Raw genomic sequence first — 16,452 nt, 5'->3', positions numbered from 1 at the left:
CGAGCGACGCGTCAGGTTAGTTGAGGCGGCGGTAGGTCATGCGCTGAGGGTTGATGAATAGGCGGGCGGTGATGACGCCGAAGAGGAATCCGCCGATGTGGGCGAGGTAGGCGACGCCGCCGGTTTTTGCCTGGGCCACTACGCCGACGTTGAGGACCTGCATGAGGAACCAGAAGCCTATGACGAGCGCGGCGGGAATCAGGGTGATCCGGAAAAAGATGAAGAAGAAGACGAAGGTGCGGATGCGGTCGCGGGGAAATGTAATGAGGAATGCGCCCATGACAGCGGCAATGGCCCCGCTGGCGCCGAGAGAGGGAATGCGTGAGAAAGGGTCGCCGAGGACCTGTGCCGACATGGCAACGATGCCGCCGATGAGATAGAAGGCAGCGAAGCGGATGGGGCCCATGGCGTTTTCAATTTCGCGGCCGAAGGCCCACAGGTAAATCATGTTGCCGATGATGTGCATCCAGCTGGCGTGCATGAACATCGAGGTGACGATCGTGATGAGCGCACGGCCGTGGATGATGCGGATGGGAACGGCGGACCACGCCCAGACAAATGAATCGCCATAGGTCAGTTCCTGAAAAAATACCCAGACATTGAGAACGATGATGAGAGTGGTGACGAGGGCAAAGCGGTTGAGCGGGCGTGACGCGTCACCCAGGGGAATAAATCCGGCCACTTACATTCCACCTTTACCCAACAGAATGCCGATGCCGTAGGTGACCGCGCCCTCGACAGCGCCGACTACGGTCATTTCGAAGCCGGAGGACCACCAGGAGCGGATGGTGATGAGGCTCTTGGCTGCTCCCACGGCGAAATGCGCGGCGAGCGAGACGACGGCGGCGGCTACGACGGCGGGAACTCCGCTGAGGAAGAAGAACGGAATGATGGGGATCATGGCGCCGACGGCGGTGGAGAGCGCGCCGGAGGTGGCCGAGACCAAGGGGTTGGACAGCGCTTCCTCGGATGTGCCGAGGCGTTCGCTGGCGAGGGCGCGAAGCATCTGCTCGGAGTCGCTGGCGATGTGGTTGACCATGTGGTCGGCGTCGGCCTCGGGTAAGCCTTTGACCTGGTAGTAGAGCGAGAGGAGTTCGCGGGCCTCGGGGCCGTTCATCTGGATGGCTTCGCGCTCGCGGGCAATTTCAGCGTGATAGATCTCGCGTTCGCTTTTTGCGGCGAGGTAGGCGCCAGAGCCCATGGAGAGCGCGGAGGCGATCATGCCGGAGAGGCCGGCGAGAAGGACGTATTTGCTATCGCCGGCAGTGGCCCCGGAGACGCCGGAGACGATACCGAAGATGGCGCCGAGTCCGTCGTTGACGCCGTAGATTGCGTCGCCGATCCAGGCACCGGGCTGCTTGCGGCCCTGGGCGCGCTTGGCGAGGAGTTCGTCGAGGACGGCCTTGGGGTCGACTTTAGGCGCGCCGGCGGGGGCCTGGTAGTGGCCGCGGAGAAGCGAGCCGAGTTCGCGGTGGTGATCCTTTTCGTCTTCGATAACGTGGTCGAGAATGGCGATGGAGCCCTCGTCGCCGAGGTCTTTCAGCTGCTTGCCATAATTGGCGATGTGGCGGCTTTCTTCGATTTCAAGACGGCGCAGGGCCATGCGAACGCCGCCAGCACGGTTGGCCAGGGAATTGGCTTCGCCGCCGAGATTGCCGTTGTAAGCGGGCTCGGCGCCACCGAGTTCAATGATGCGGCCATGCCAGAGGGCAGCGTGCTCCCACTCGGCGCCGGCAAGATGGCGCAGGACCTGGGCGCGGACGGGATCAATGTCGCGATCGGCGAGAGTCTTGTACGTGTAGTAGCCCTCCATCTCTGCCTGCCAGTTGGCTTCGAGAGCGGCCAGTACTTTTTTCAACTTGGCGCTGCTGAGAGTGGTGGTAGCCACGGGTGCGTCTCCTTGGGTTCTCTTGAGAATAAGGCATTTTCAGGAGAAAGCGCAGTGACCGGCGCGCGGAAAACGGATGGTGTTGCAGTGGTGGTTCGTGGAATGAGGACGGGCGAGAAAGATTCCCGGGCAGTTGAACGCGTCACTTCCCCAATTTGGGGTTTTACGTATAGTGTTGTGTGCAGCAATTTGCCCGTAAATACGGCTGCGAGTTGAGACCCCAGCGCAAACAAGCTGGTCTAAATGAGAGCGCGAGGAATGCAAGAGCGCTCGAAAGTGCCCTAACCGGGCGGAATTTTTCAGGAAGCGGGGGAGCAAACAACCTATGGCAACTCGATCCACGCCGGCGTCGGCTTCAACAACGCCGAACTACACCGGACCCTTTATTACAGTCGCTGTTCTGTTCTTCATTTTCGGATTCATCACCAACCTGAACATGGCTCTGGTACCGCATCTGAAGTCGATTTTCGACTTGCCCTATGCGTGGGCCATGCTGGCGGAGTCGGCCTTCTTCCTCGCCTACTTCGTTTTTTCGTCGCCGACTTCGAAGTTGATTGAGACGATCGGATACAAGCGAACGATGGTGGTTTCGCTGTTCATCCAGGTGGTGGGATGTCTGCTGTTTATTCCAGCCGCCCGGATGGTCAGTTTTCCGTTGTTTCTGACAGCTGTCTTCATTGTGGGCGCGGGAGTGACAGCGCTGCAGACAGCCGCCAATCCTTACGTAGCCATTCTGGGACCGGAGCATAGCGCGCCGGTTCGACTGACTCTGGCACAGGCATTGAATTCTGTCGGCGGCACAATTGCGCCGCTGGTTGCTGGAGCGTACATCCTGACGGATCCGGCCAGCACGGCGACGAAGGCTGCTGTAGCCAATACGGTGCGCGTGCCGTACATCCTGATCGCTGCCGGGCTGCTGATTCTGGGTGTAGCCGTTGCATTCATGCGTCTCCCGCATATTTCGCAGACGCAGGAATTCCGGCCGGCGAAGGAAGGCGATCCGATTCTGGGGCGGAGCATCTGGGGATACCGTCACACTGTGCTGGGCGCCGTTGGAATCTTTCTCTACGTCGGCGTTGAGGTGGGACTGGCTTCGATCGCGGTGAACTACTTCAAGACGCAGGGTGTTGACAGCGCAAAGACGGCATCGTTCCTGGTTTCGCTGTACTGGGGTGGCGCGCTCGTTGGCCGCTTGCTTGGATCGTGGGTTCTCACCAAGATCAAGTCTGGAAGACTGCTGGGAGGTTTCGGATTCGCCGCGGCCCTCTTCGTCCTTATCTCCATGGTGACCACCGGGCAGGTGGCAATCTGGACGATTGTGATTTGCGGATTCTTCAACTCAATTATGTTCCCGAACATCTTCGCCCTGGGCATCAAGGGCCTGGGACCGATGACCAGCAAGGGATCGGGACTGATTATGACAGCGGTTGTGGGCGGCGCGATTGTGCCGCTTGCACTGGGCGCGGCAGCCGACAGGTTCGGCATCCAGCATGCGTTTGTGATTCCGATGATTTGTTATCTCTTCATTGCCTACTACGGGCTGTGGGGATCCAAGCCTACGAGGACAGTGACAGCGTAGGTGGGTTGGGTGCAGTAAACCTGAAGGCCCTCCGGTTGCCCGGAGGGCCTTCGCATGTCTGAAGTAGCAATCCATGGCGGGGGGTGCCCCCCCATACTCTGCAAGCAAGGTCCTCAGTTTCATTGGCTTACCAGCAGGCAACGCCGCAACATCTTCCAGAAATTGAAGTTAGCCGTAGAGTCGTCTGCGGGGAGGACTTAGCTCAGGCTTCGACGTGTTGCCTGAGAGCCCAGCAGAGATTTCCCACCAATGCTCTTGAGTATGCGCCAAGTCGGGGAAATTACCTGCAAATCAAACCTGGGAATTTTGCCTTTGGATTGTTTCGTTTAGCAGGCTCGATCGAAAAAAAGGCTTGACACCGAATCGAAGCCCGCACGCAGAAGTACGATTCCTGTTGACACTTATTACGGATTGCGATATTGTTATTGCAATTTGCGATTGGCTTATGGATGGTTTTGAGTGCTGATCGCGGACGGATCGATGAAACTCGGCGAGAAAATCAGGTATTTGCGCGAGGTGGAGGGCAGCCTCCGGGGCATGAACCGCGCGATGAGCCAACAGGAACTGACGCGGGCGATCGCGGCGGAGACCGGTTCGAAGCTGAGCCAGAGTTATCTCTCGCAAATTGAAAGCGGGGCTCGACCGCACCTGACGAACACGACGCGGCAGATCCTGGCGCAATTTTTCAAGGTGCATCCGGGATACCTGGTGGACGATCCGGAAGGCTATCACCCGGAGTTGTTGAGCGAAGTGAGGGGCCTCGAGGACAAGCTGGACCTATGGCTGGTTTCGGGAGCGGAGCGGTTCCGGCGCGATCCGGAATTGAAGAGCGCACTACTGACGGTGGCGCAGCATGAACGTTCGCGAGAATGCCTGCTGCTGCTTGAGGCGATTCTGGAGACACCGGGGTTGATGCCGCGGTTGATGGAAGTGCTGAGGAAGAAAAAGACAGGAATTAGAGAAAACAGGGACTAAGGGACATAGGGACTAGGGACGTAGGGACTGAGGCATTTGGGGGCACGGCGATGAACTGGGAGACGTTTTATCTGGTTTGTTTTTTGGCGGGGCTGATGTTGAGTTTCATCTCGCTGCTGGGGGGAATGGGGCATTTTGGCGGACATGTACATGCACCGCACGTGCATCTTCCGCATGTGGCGCACGTGCCGCATGGAGGAGTGGGAGTTTCCCATCCTGCGGGTGCAGGCGGTGGAGGATCCGCGAGGGGGATGGGGCCCGAGGTTCCGTGGTGGAATGCGTTCTCAATCATGATCTTTCTGTGCTGGTTTGGCGCGGCAGGATTTCTGCTGACGAAGTATGGAAGCTTTGTCGCGGGCGTGGTGGTGGTGCTTGCAGCGATTTGCGGCATTGCGGGCGGGGCAATCATCTTCGTGTTTCTGACCAGGGTGCTGATGCCGCACGATCGCGAACTGACCGCGGATGAGACGGATGTTGTGGGCGTGGTGGGGCGTGTGTCGTCACCGATTCGTGCCGGCGGAACGGGGGCGATCGTGTACCAGCAAACGGGCGCGACGCGGTCGGCGATTGCGCGGGCTGAGGATGGCGATGCGTTGGCGAAAGATGAGGAAGTGTTCGTCATCCGCTACGAAAAAGGGGTCGCGTACGTGAGGCGGTGGGAGGATTTGCCGGAGGCAAATCCCAAGGGAACAGGGATTAGGGAACAGGGAATAGAAAAAACTGCCAGTCGCTGATTTGTATGGCTGATGGCGACTGCCGTGCGACATTCAACAATCTGTGCCCGGCCGAAGGACCGGGATTGCAATGACGAATTCAACCGTGCTGATTGCGGATATGGCTGTCCTGGTAGGGATTTTTCTGCTGGGATTGCTGGCGAAGTTATTTCCGAGGAAGTCAGGGAGCAGAGATCAGGGTTCAGAGATCAGGGATCGGGCAGATGTGCAGCGCCGATGACTATTCACTGCTCTCTGTTCTATTGAGCACTGAACGATGCGAACCGAGTACAACCATTAACAATTCAACCCCTGTTGAAAGGACAGGGATCGAATGAAACCAGAGCTTGTTCTGTTTGTCGGACTAGGAGTATTGGCGCTCATTTTCATCATGGGCATTTTGGCCAGGATGTATCGCAAGGCGGGCCCTAATGAAGCACTGATTGTCTATGGTTTCCGTGGACCTCGTGTGATCAAGGGACATGGCACGGTGATCTTCCCCATGGTGGAGAACTGCCGCGAGCTAAGCCTGGAGCTGATGAGTTTCGATGTGGCTCCGCAGCAGGATCTCTACACCAAGCAAGGCGTGGCCGTGACGGTGGAAGCCGTAGCGCAGATCAAGGTGCGCAGCGACCAGGCTTCAATCTTGACGGCGGCCGAACAGTTTTTAACCAAGACTCCGCCACAGCGCGAGGGTCTGATCCGGCTGGTGATGGAAGGGCACCTGCGCGGAATCATCGGGCAGTTGACGGTGGAGCAGATTGTGAAGGAGCCCGAGATGGTGGGCGAGCGCATGCGCGCAACGTGTGCCGAAGACATGAGCAAAATGGGGCTCGAAGTCATTTCGTTCACGATCAAGGAAGTGCGCGACAAGAACGAGTACATCTCGAACATGGGCAAACCGGATGTGGCGCGCATCAAGCGTGACGCAGAGATGGCGACGGCCGATGCGGAGAGAGATACGGCAATCAAGCGGGCGACGGCTTTGCGGGAGTCCGCCGTTGCAAAGGCACAGGCAGACCAGGAGCGGGTGATTGCAGAGACAGCTTCGGCGACGCGGCAGGCGGAAGCGCAACGCGACCTTGAAATCAAGAAGGCCGAGTATGCGGAGCAAAGCCGCAGGCAACAGGCCACAGCCGACAAGGCGTACGAATTGCAGACCAACGTCATGCTGCAGCAGGTGACTCTTGAGCAGGTAAAGGTGCAGCAGGTTGAGAAGGAAGGCCAGATTAAGGTGCAGGAAGCCGAGATCATGCGCCACGAGAAGGAGTTGATTGCGACCGTATTGAAGGGTGCCGAAATCGAGCGTCAGCGGATTGAGAATCTCGCTTCAGCTGAGAAGTCTCGCTTGACTACCGAGGCAGAAGGCCGCGCGGCTGCAATTCGTTCGCAGGGCGAAGCCGAAGCCAGCATCATCTTCCAGAAGGGCGAGGCAGAAGCCAAGGCCATGAACGTAAAGGCCGAGGCCTACCAGGGATGGAACCAGGCTGCGGTGGTCGACAAGCTGCTGACCAACATGGCCGATGTGGTTCGCGCCATGGCAGAGCCGCTGAGCAAAGTGGATCACATCACGATTGTGTCCACGGGCAACGACGATGCTGCCGGTGCGCACAAGATTACCGGCGACATGACACGGATTGCGGCGCAGGTGCCGGCATTGTTTGAAGCGCTGAGCGGGATGGACATCAAGCAGTTGATGGCCAACGTGCAGGCGATCAAGATCAAGCCGGCCGACGATAAGTCGCAGAACGGGGATTCGGCCAAGCATTGATTGAGCCGTGTTTGATCGTGGTTCGTTGCAGGGCAGACAACGTTGTGGGGCGAGGAGTGAAGGCTTCTCGCCGCGCGACGCAATCGAGGGAGGGAAACAATGATTCGGAGTTTTCGCAGTGCGGTGGCGCTGGTTGCGGTGATGGCAGCATTTTCGGCGATTGGTTCAGCACAGGCGACTGAGCCGGCAGGGACAGCGACATCGACCCAACTCTCCACGGTCGCGGCCAATCAGGAGCCTACGAAGGAGCAGTTGGCAAAACTGTTTGACGTGATGCGGATTCGCGAGCAGATGCAGTCGATGCGCCAGATTGTACCGGGTATGGTTTCGCAGCAGATCCGGGGTGCAATGAAGCAGACGGAAGCAGATTTGCCGGCGGGGACCAAGTTGACGCCGGAACAGCACCAGCAGATGCAAGACGTGATGAGCAAGTACGTAGGAAAGGCGATGGACCTTTATCCTGCCGACGAGATGATGGCGGACATGACCACGATTTATCAGCAGCATCTCAGCAAGGACGACGTGGATGGATTGATCGCCTTCTATAGTTCACCTGCCGGGCAGCATTTACTGAATGCGCAACCTGTAATTGCGAAGGAGTACATGCCGATGGTGATGGAAAAGGTTACAGAGCGAAGCCAGGCAATGACAAAAGAAATGATGAAGGAGATGGCGGAGATCGTGCCAGCCAAACAGGCAGCGCCGAAGCCGGCTGCGAAGGTGCCGGCGAAACAGTGATTTTTAAAGGGCAAGTGATTTGAAGAATCTAAGTTGAGACGTGAGGAGGAGGGATTGTATGTCGTTACTGGATAGAGTTAGCACACTGTTGAGGGCGAATCTGAATGACCTGGTAGAGAAGGCCGAGGATCCGGAGCGGATGTTGAAACAGGTTGTACTCGATATGGAGAACCAGCTAATCCAGGTGAAGACACAGGTGGCGATTGCGATTGCGGATCAGCACTTGCTGGAGAAAAAGAAGGCCGAGCACGAATTGCAAGGTACGGAGTGGCGGCGGAAGGCGGAACTAGCCGTGCAGAAGGGCCAGGATGATTTGGCTCGGGCTGCGCTGGAGCGTGCTCTAAGCCAGGACCAGCTTGCAATCGGCTTCACCACGCAGGCCGAGGACCAGAAGCACGAGGCGGACAATCTGCGGCAGGCTCTGCACAAGCTGGAGCAGAAACTGACGGAGACGCGCGCACATTGCGAGATGCTGGTTGCCGAACATCGTAGAGCAAAGGTCGTGGGTCGTGCTGCAAAGGCCCAGCACGTGGTGGGCAACGACCAGGAAAGCGCGATCAACCGCATGAAGAGCAAGGTGCATGTGTCAACCGCCGAGAACGCTGCGGCGACCGAAGTACTTACACCTGAGTCGCTTGAAGATAAATTCAGGACGCTCGAGAGCGCTGACCAGGTGGAGCTGATGCTGAAGGAAATCAAGAGCCGGCAGTCGGCTTAGTCAACGTGACCAATGTGATCATAGGCTTAGCCAGTTCGACGACTTTTTTGTATCTATGCGTGGCAAACTACGTCTAATTGCGAGGTGATGTAATGTGACGCATCCGCCGCCTGATCAGTGGCGGATGCACCCCCAGGTGTATTGGCCCAGGTTGCCAGAGGCGACGTGGACCGGTGCACCGATTTCCCCCGAGGGTGGATGGATGCGCCATAGACTGGTTTTTGCTACTGTTTTTGTTTCCGTATTTCTGTTTCTTGCAGGGTCGGCGGGCGTGGCGCGATGCCAGCAGCCGGATTCGAGCCAACCCGCGGCCGATGTAAGTGCAACTCCTGCAACAACTCTTCCCGATGCTCCGACGGCTGCGGTCGATCAGCAAACGCCGAGCCGGGGCGCGAAACCGCCTGAGAATGATGCGTCGCCCACGGACTTGAATGGAACTGTCACCGATGAGAATGGCGATCTTGTTCCGGGTGCGACGGTTGTTCTTGAAGGCGCGAGCCCGGCGGATCGGCAAACCCAGGATGCAAACGACAACGGGTTTTTCAATTTCCCGGGACTGAAGGCGGGGGTTCCGTATCGGCTGACCATCAGCGCAAAGGGTTTTGAAAACTGGGTCTCGCCGCCGATTTCGCTTACGGCCGGACAGTTTTACGGCGTTTCCGACGTCAAGTTAAAACTGGCGGGCAACGTTTCATCGGTGACGGTGTATTCATCGACGGAACAGATTGCGACGCAGCAGGTAGAGCTTGAGGAGCAGCAGCGGATTCTCGGATTCATTCCGAATTTTTACGTAGTATATGACTCGAAGAACGCGGTGCCTCTGACGACGAAGTTGAAGTTTCAGATGGCGTACCGGGTTGCGATCGATCCTGTCAGTCTTGGCGGGGCGGCCTTTCTGGCCGGGATAGACCAGGCTGGAGACAGTCTTAATTATCCGCTCGGTGCAAAGGGTTACGGAGAGCGCTTTGGCGCGACATATGCCGACGGGGTCACCGACATCATGTTCGGTGGCGCAATCCTTCCATCGCTGCTCCATCAGGATCCGCGGTATTTCTATCAAGGCACAGGCACCGTAAAGTCGCGCCTTCGGCATGCGCTCTCGAACCCGTTCATTTGCCGAGGCGACAACGGCAAGCTGCAACCGAATTACTCCAGTCTTGGTGGCGACCTGATTTCGAGCTCGATATCGAATATCTACTATCCGCCGTCTAACCGCGGAGCCGGCCTTGTGTTTGGAAACCTGTTGATCAGCACGGGCGAGCGCGAGGTGAGCAGCGTAATACAGGAGTTTGTTCTGCGCAGGTTGACGCCCAGCGCAAAGAATCAGAACTGAGCGATCGCATTCAGAAGTTTCTTGCGTCGGAGGGGATCGACAAGTACGGTCCTGTGTTTACGCTTGAATTGAAAAAATATGGGCGCAACGCCGGGATTGACGCACGAGGATCATCCGTCTGGGCTGGCGGGGACGAATGCGGTGGCGCGCTGGCGGCTACGGATCGTGCACGAGCAAAGAAGTTCACGGAAACATTGTGGAATGCGCCGATACCTTCAGGGCAGAACCGGTATTACGACGGAATGCTGTACTTGATGAGCCTGATGCACTGTGGGGGCGATTTCCGAATCTGGGCGCCGAAATGAGACCCCCTTGAGGAAAAAAACAAAAGCGGATCCTTCGCCCCGCTTACCCCACTATCGTGGGGTCCCAAGCGTGCGGGGCTCGGGATGACACCTCGACGATTACGCTTTGTCCGATTCTCCCCAGGCACCGCCGCCGGGGGATTGTATTCGGATTCTTGAGCCGGCTTTGAGTTCACGGGTGCATTTGCCGGGGAGGATTTCTTCCGCATTGTCGCGGATTACGGTGGTTTGGCCGGGTGCGCCTGAGTTTCCGACTGCGAGGCCCCAAGGCTGGATCTTACGTCGATCGGCTAGAAGCGTGACTTGTGCGTCGCCGAGTAATTCCAATTCACGAATGATGCCGTCGCCGCCGCGGTGCTTCCCCGCCCCGCCGGAGTTAGCGCGCAGAGCGTATTGAATCATGCGAAAAGGGTAGGCGTACTCGAGAGCCTCGACGGGCGTGTTGAGTGAGTTGGTCATGTGGGCGTGATGCCCGCTGGCGCCGTGCGATTGCGGCGAGGCTCCATGACCGCCGGCGATGGTCTCGTAGTACGTATACGATTGGCCGGTGCGCGGATCGATTCCGCCGATGGTCAGGTTGTTCATGGTGCCGGAGCTCGCGGCGGGGATGCGATCGGGCAAAGCAGAGGCGAGCGCGCGCATGAGTGTATCGACGATGCGCTGCGAGGTTTCAACGTTGCCGCCGGCGACGGCTGCGGGCGGGCGCGCGTTGACGACAGAGCCTGCGGGGGCGAGGACCGTTACAGGTCGCATGAGACCAGCCGTTGAGATGGCGCCGCTCGGCAGCAGGCAGCGAAATACATAAAAGACTGCCGACCATGTGATGGCGTAAACCGCATTGATGCTGCCGGGAACCTGCGGGTCGGTGCCGGCAAAATCAACCGTGGCACGACGGCGTTTGGGATCGTTGGTGACGCAGACGCGGATGGCGATGGGGCCGGGGATGACGCCGTCGTCGTCGAGGAAGTCTTCGGCGTGCCAATCGCCGGCTGGAAGTGATGCGAGCACGTTGCGCATGAGGCGCTCAGAGCCGGCGAGCATCGCGTTCACTCCTTGCAGAAGTCGCGCATGGCTGAAGCGCTGGACGATCTCGAGCATGCGCGTGGCGCCGATGCGACAGGCGCCAAGTTGGGCGGTGAGGTCGCCTTCGCGCTCTTTCGGTGTGCGTACGTTGGTGAGGATGATGGAGAGAAGTTGCGCGTCCATTTTGCCGGCGTGCATGAGTTTGACCGGAGGGATGCGGATGCCTTCCTGCGCAATCTCGCGGCACGGACCCATCGAGCCGGGATACATGCCGCCGACGTCGGCGTGATGAGCACGATTGGCGACGTAGAAAGAAGCGCGCGATCGGCCAGGCAAGAAGACGGGCGCAACCATGGTGATGTCGGGCAGGTGTGTTCCGCCGCGATAGGGATCGTTGAGCAGCGCGACGTCGCTGGGGTCGAGGCGCAGATCGGCAAGCACTGCCGCGACGGACATGGGCATGGATCCGAGATGCACGGGCATGTCGTCGCCCATGGCGATGAGGTCGCCTTCAGCGGAGAAGATGGCGGAAGAGTAATCGCGGCGCTCCTTGATGTTGGGCGAGAAGGCGGTGCGGCGCAGGGCTGCACCCATCTCGACGGCGACGGAATGGAGCGCGTGGCCGATGACGGCGATTTCAGCGGGATCGAGTTGGCGGCGCGCGGTCATCGGCGTGCTCCTGATTTTTGAGTGAGTATGAGATTCGAGAGAGGGTCGACCGAGGCGGTCCAGCCGCTGGGGAGATATGTGGTGGCACTGAGTTCGGCGATGACTGCGGGTCCGACGAACAGATTGCCGGGTTGAAGGCGGGAGCGATCGTAGAGCACTGCGTTACGCCAGCGGCGGTCTTCGAAGACGCGGTGCGAGGAGATTTGCGCGTGGCGGGCGTTGGGTTTGGCGAGTGCTGCGCGGGTCAGACGTGGTTTGCGCGTACGCGCGATGGCCTGAACGCGGAGGGTAACGATCTCGACCGAACGCGCGGGATCGGCGTAGCCATAAGACTGGGCATGGAGGCGATGGAAGCGCGCGACGGCGTTGGCGGACCAGTCGACGCGGAGTTCGAATCCCTGGCCGTGGTAGCGGAGATCGGCGGAGCGAGTGAGGATCGGCCGCGCGCCTTCATCAGTGAATGCGGCGCTCGCTTCGTCTTCGAGTGCGCGAAATACCTGCGCGATTTGCGGAGATCCGGGCGCAAGCATCACGGTGCGGGAAAACTCGCGGCGCAGGTCGGCATCGAGGATGCCGAGGGCGGAGAGTGCTCCAGGGGCGCTGGGAACGAGAACGTGGCGGATGCCAAGCGCCTCAGCAAGTGCGCACGCGTGGAGCGGACCGGCGCCACCGAAGGCGAGCAGCGTGAAGGTGCGGGGGTCGTGGCCGCGTTCGACGGAGACGCGGCGCAGGGCTGACTCCATGTGGGCGTTGGCAACGCGGAGGATGCCTTCGGCGAGATGTTCGAGTGTGGAGAAGGACTTGGTGGGGATTGCGGAGAGTGCGCGGCGGGCGCGGGCTTCGTCGAGACGCATCGCGCCGCCGAGGAAGTGATCGGGATGGAGGCGGCCGAGAACGAGGTTGGCGTCGGTGACGGTGGGGCGATCGCCGCTGCCGTAGCACGCGGGGCCGGGAACGGCGCCTGCGGATTGCGGACCGACCTGCAGAGCACCGGCAGTGTCCATCCATGCAAGAGAGCCGCCGCCGGCGCCGGCGGTGTGGATGTCGAGTATGGGCACGCCGACGGGGAGGCCGGCGACCTGGCCTTCGGTGCTGGTGGGAGGTTCGCGTGTGGCGTCTCCACCCCGGCGACGTGGATCTGTCGCCGGGGACCCCGGGTCGAGGAGTGCGACGTCGGTGGATGTTCCGCCCATGTCGAAGGTGAGGATGCGATCGATGCCGGAGGCGCGAGCTACGCTGAGTGCGCCGATGACGCCGCCGGCTGGTCCGGAGAGGATGGTGCGGACGGGCTCGCGCGCGGCGGATGCGGCGGAGAGGATGCCTCCCGAGGACTGCATGATGCTGAGGCGGGCGTCGCGTTTGGCAAGGCCGCGTTGGAGCGCTTGGATGTAGCTCTGCAGCCGCGGGGCGAGATAGGCGTTGAGGGCGACGGTCGAGCCGCGTTCGTATTCGCGGAATTCGGGGAGGATCTGGTGGGAAAGCGAGATGGGGAGGCGGAGCGAGGTGAGCGCGGCGGCAATGGCTTGCTCGTGGGCGGGATTGGCGAAGGAGAAGAGGAGTGAGACGGCGATGGATTCGCACTTCGATTTGCGGATATTGCGCCTAAGTTGATCGAGGGCGGCATCAGTGGGTGCGAGGAGAACGGAACCGTCGGGGCCGATGCGCTCCGCGATGCCGAAACACTGATCGGTGACGGGCGCGGGGCGATGATGATTCCAGTCGTAGAGGTTGGGCCGTGTCTGACGGGCGATGGCGAGCGTGTCTTCAAATCCCGCAGTGGTGACGAAGGCGACGCGCGCGCCTTTGCGTTCGAGCAGTGCGTTCGTGGCGACAGTGGTGCCGTGGCGGACTTCGACTGTGGCTTCGGGGATGAGGCCGACAATCTTGCGCACGGCTTCAAGGATGGCACGGCTGGGATCGTCGGGAGTCGAAGGTAGCTTGAGGACATCGACGCGGTTGCCGATGCGATAGACGCAGTCGGTGAAAGTGCCGCCGGTATCGATGGCGATGGTGAGGTGGGGTGCCACTCAGAAAACATATCAGGCGGAGGTGATTCGGTTGTAGACGAGAAAATCGAAAGACAAGTCCTGACGATCAACTACAGTCATGCATGGGGTTATACCGCACCCAGCGAGCAGAAAAGATCGTGCTTTCCCACCCATTCGACGAAGAGCTGTCGAATGGATGGGGCACCCCATATTCCATGGCACCGATGACAGATGGAGGTTCCCCCATTTCGATAAAGACGAACGTCCCAGCGGCGACGGCCTTCAGCTGGAGTGCGGCAACTACGGCGCAGCGGCGCGTGGTGATAGCAGCTTCGCTGGGCTGGATGCTGGATGCGTTTGACGTGATGCTGTACTCGATTGTGCTGGCGACGCTGATGCGCGCGTTTGGCATGAGTCGGACGACGGCGGGGTTATTGAATGCGCTGACGTTGATTGCATCGGCTGTTGGGGGATTGATCTTCGGGGTTCTGGCGGATCGGCTGGGGCGGCGGCGGATGTTGAGCGCGAGCATCCTGATCTATTCGGTTTTCACATTTGCGTGCGGACTCTCGACGAGCATCGCGATGCTCGCGGCGTGCCGATTCCTGCTGGGGCTGGGGATGGGCGGGGAATGGAATACGGGCGCGGCGCTAGTGGCGGAGACGTGGCCCTCTGCATTGCGAGGACGCGCGCTGGGGATTGTGCAGAGCAGTTGGGCGGTGGGGTACGCGATTTCAGCCGTGGTTGCGGGGGCGATTCTGGCGCACGGGAGCTGGCGTTGGGTGTTTTTCGCGGGCATACTGCCGGCGGGACTGGTGTTCTGGATACAGAGTCATGTGCCGGAGACGCCGCTGTGGGAGCGGTTGCACGCGGGGGATGCAAATGTTCGAACGCGCGGAAAAGTACGGGGTTCCGTGAGGGCGCTGGTGGTGCTGACGGCCACGAATACGTTTGGCATGTTCGGGTGGTGGGGGCTGTTTACGTGGATTCCGGCGTATCTTGTATTGCCCGTATCGCAGGGCGGCCGGGGATTTGCGGCGCTGAGTCTGACGGGATTCCTGGTGACCGTGAATCTTGCGGGAATGCTGCCGGGATACTTGCTGTTCGGCGTGTTCGCAGATCGGTTTGGACGGAAGCGGACATTTGTGGTGTACCTTGCGGCGGCAGCAGCGGCGGTTCCGCTGCTGGCAGGGGCACGTGAGCCGGGCTGGATTCTCGTGTTTGCCTGCGTGGCAGCGTTCTTCGGGACGGGGTTTTTTACTGGATCGGGGATTATCGGCAGCGAGATATTTCCGACGGAGAGCAGGGCCACGGCGTTGGGCATTTCATACAACGTGGCGCGCGGGTTGAGCGCACTGGCGCCGGTGACGATCGGCGCGCTGAGCGAGCGGCATGGACTGGCGTGGGCGTTCGGTGCGAGTGCGGTGGCGTTTGCAGCTGCGGCATGTGTTGCACTGCTGCTCAAGGAGACGCGGGGCGTTGAACTGGCCTGAGCGATGCGTTCGAACGTCAATACAGTGCGCCGAGATTTCTTTGCAGTGCGCTCGGATTATTGCTGGACGGCCCAGGCGAGGCCGTCGGGATTTGCACCGGCATCGATCTTTCCGACTACTTCGAGAGTCTTCAGGTCGATGACAGCGACGAAGCCATCGGCAGCGAATGCAACGTAGGCGCGCTGTCCGTCGGGCTGAACCTGGATGCCGCCTCCGCCACCTCGGCCGATTTGAAGGCGTTTGATTTCTTTCTGCGCGGCTACGTCGAAGATCACGAGTTGGCCGCCGGCTGAGATGAGGGCTTTCATTCCGTCGGGCGTGAACTTGAGCCGATTGGCGCCACGAGCATTGGCCTGCAGGGTCGCTGTCACTTTTTTCGCGGCAACATCGATAACGGAGAGGGTGCCGTCTCGGGCGTTGGCCACCCAGGCCTGCGAGCCATTGGGAGTGACATCGAAGCCTTCGGAGCCACCGCCTACGGGGATGACGGTTTCGTTCCAGTCTCCACCGGGAGGCGGGGGCGGAGGCACCCCGGGAGCACGCGTTCCGGAAGGAGGCGCTCCGGCACCGGACAATTGAGGTGAGGCAAGTGCTCCAGGGCTTTGAGATCCAGCACCTTCGGGCGGTGGAACTTGAGACGGACCTTGAGGCGCACTACCAACCTGTCCCGCGGTGCGCTCGAGGATCGTGACTGTGGCCGAATTCACATTCGTTGTCATGATTTCCTGTGCAACAGGAAAGATGTAAATCATGTGGGTGCGGTTCTGGCCTGTGCCCATAATCCAGTTGATGCTGGCGGTTAGAGGATCGTAGCTGCCGATGGCCTTCGCGGCCTCGGCTGTGAACCAGACCTTGCCCTCAGCAAATGCAAGCCCATGCGGTCCGCGGAGAGCGCCAAGATCGATTTGCGTTTCGGCTTTCTGGCCGATAAGGTCGACCACTGCGAGCGTATGGAATGCACCGAAACCATAATTTGAAACGTAGGCCGTGTGGCCATCGGAGGAGGCGACAACTTCGTGAGGATCATCGCCGACGGGAACTCGCGCGACAACCTGCAATGTTGCGGGGTCCACGATCGCGAGGGTGTGGTCATGCTTGGACAGCACCAGTAGTGCTGTCTTAGGGGTTGCGGATTGTGGAGATTGCGGCGAAGGAGCCTGCGCGTTGACGACCGCCAAGAGGAAAGCGGAGCAAGCAGCTACGACGGCCGCCTGGCTGAAGTTCTTGATCTTCATAGAATCTTCCGGCCAGGGCCTGTT

General features: G+C 59.9%; 13 protein-coding genes. 8 read left to right on the top strand and 5 right to left on the bottom strand.

Translation table 11 applies throughout. The annotated features are described in order from the left end of the window. Positions 1-16: 16 nt before the first annotated feature. Positions 17-682 (bottom strand): rhomboid family intramembrane serine protease, encoded by a 666-nt coding sequence (locus VK574_RS17160; protein WP_472801088.1) that lies wholly within the window; start codon positions 680-682, stop codon positions 17-19. After that, positions 683-1,888 (bottom strand): VIT1/CCC1 transporter family protein, encoded by a 1,206-nt coding sequence (locus VK574_RS17155; protein ID WP_472801087.1) that lies wholly within the window; start codon positions 1,886-1,888, stop codon positions 683-685. 325 nt (positions 1,889-2,213) lie between these two features. On the opposite strand from VK574_RS17155, the gene VK574_RS17150 reads away from it, so the two are divergent. The 7 genes from VK574_RS17150 (at position 2,214) to VK574_RS17120 (ending at position 9,715) form a co-directional block, all read left to right on the top strand. Then, complete coding sequence (locus VK574_RS17150; RefSeq protein WP_472801086.1) at positions 2,214-3,467, top strand: sugar MFS transporter; 1,254 nt, start codon at positions 2,214-2,216, stop codon at positions 3,465-3,467. Between the two features lie 459 nt (positions 3,468-3,926). After that, positions 3,927-4,442 (top strand): helix-turn-helix domain-containing protein, encoded by a 516-nt coding sequence (locus tag VK574_RS17145; RefSeq protein WP_472801085.1) that lies wholly within the window; start codon positions 3,927-3,929, stop codon positions 4,440-4,442. Positions 4,443-4,492: 50 nt separating this feature from the next. Next, positions 4,493-5,176: an NfeD family membrane protein gene (locus VK574_RS17140; protein ID WP_472801084.1), complete on the top strand. Its 684-nt coding sequence runs from the start codon at positions 4,493-4,495 to the stop codon at positions 5,174-5,176. A gap of 313 nt (positions 5,177-5,489) precedes the next feature. Beyond that, positions 5,490-6,926 carry a flotillin family protein gene (locus VK574_RS17135; RefSeq protein ID WP_472801083.1) on the top strand — a complete coding sequence of 479 codons (1,437 nt, stop codon included), beginning with the start codon at positions 5,490-5,492 and terminating at the stop codon, positions 6,924-6,926. A 99-nt stretch (positions 6,927-7,025) separates the two neighbouring features. Beyond that, positions 7,026-7,664 (top strand): DUF2059 domain-containing protein, encoded by a 639-nt coding sequence (locus VK574_RS17130; RefSeq protein ID WP_472801082.1) that lies wholly within the window; start codon positions 7,026-7,028, stop codon positions 7,662-7,664. 58 nt (positions 7,665-7,722) lie between these two features. Then, the gene (locus VK574_RS17125) at positions 7,723-8,382 is read left to right on the top strand and encodes a PspA/IM30 family protein (protein ID WP_472801081.1); all 660 of its coding nucleotides are present in this window, start codon (positions 7,723-7,725) and stop codon (positions 8,380-8,382) included. 202 nt (positions 8,383-8,584) lie between these two features. Continuing rightward, positions 8,585-9,715 carry a carboxypeptidase-like regulatory domain-containing protein gene (locus VK574_RS17120; RefSeq protein ID WP_472801080.1) on the top strand — a complete coding sequence of 377 codons (1,131 nt, stop codon included), beginning with the start codon at positions 8,585-8,587 and terminating at the stop codon, positions 9,713-9,715. Positions 9,716-10,119: 404 nt separating this feature from the next. Here VK574_RS17120 and VK574_RS17115 read toward each other — a convergent pair whose 3' ends face one another. Together VK574_RS17115 and VK574_RS17110 are read right to left on the bottom strand one after the other, a co-directional pair. Beyond that, positions 10,120-11,712, bottom strand: coding sequence for a hydantoinase B/oxoprolinase family protein (locus tag VK574_RS17115; RefSeq protein WP_472801079.1), 1,593 nt, complete (start codon positions 11,710-11,712; stop codon positions 10,120-10,122). Next, on the bottom strand, positions 11,709-13,739 hold the full coding sequence (locus tag VK574_RS17110; RefSeq protein ID WP_472801078.1) for a hydantoinase/oxoprolinase family protein: 2,031 nt from the start codon (positions 13,737-13,739) through the stop codon (positions 11,709-11,711). The genes VK574_RS17115 and VK574_RS17110 overlap by 4 nt, the downstream gene beginning before the upstream one ends. A gap of 119 nt (positions 13,740-13,858) precedes the next feature. Between VK574_RS17110 and VK574_RS17105 the strand changes: the two genes are divergently transcribed. After that, complete coding sequence (locus VK574_RS17105) at positions 13,859-15,193, top strand: MFS transporter (protein ID WP_472801077.1); 1,335 nt, start codon at positions 13,859-13,861, stop codon at positions 15,191-15,193. 56 nt (positions 15,194-15,249) lie between these two features. Here VK574_RS17105 and VK574_RS17100 read toward each other — a convergent pair whose 3' ends face one another. Further along, on the bottom strand, positions 15,250-16,428 hold the full coding sequence (locus VK574_RS17100) for a YncE family protein (protein ID WP_472801076.1): 1,179 nt from the start codon (positions 16,426-16,428) through the stop codon (positions 15,250-15,252). Positions 16,429-16,452 lie beyond the last annotated feature (24 nt).

The sequence above is a fragment of the Occallatibacter sp. genome (assembly GCF_035317045.1).
Classification (GTDB): domain Bacteria; phylum Acidobacteriota; class Terriglobia; order Terriglobales; family Acidobacteriaceae; genus Telmatobacter.
The sequence above is the reverse complement of the archived record's forward strand: the minus strand, read 5'-3'. Positions and strand labels throughout refer to the sequence as shown.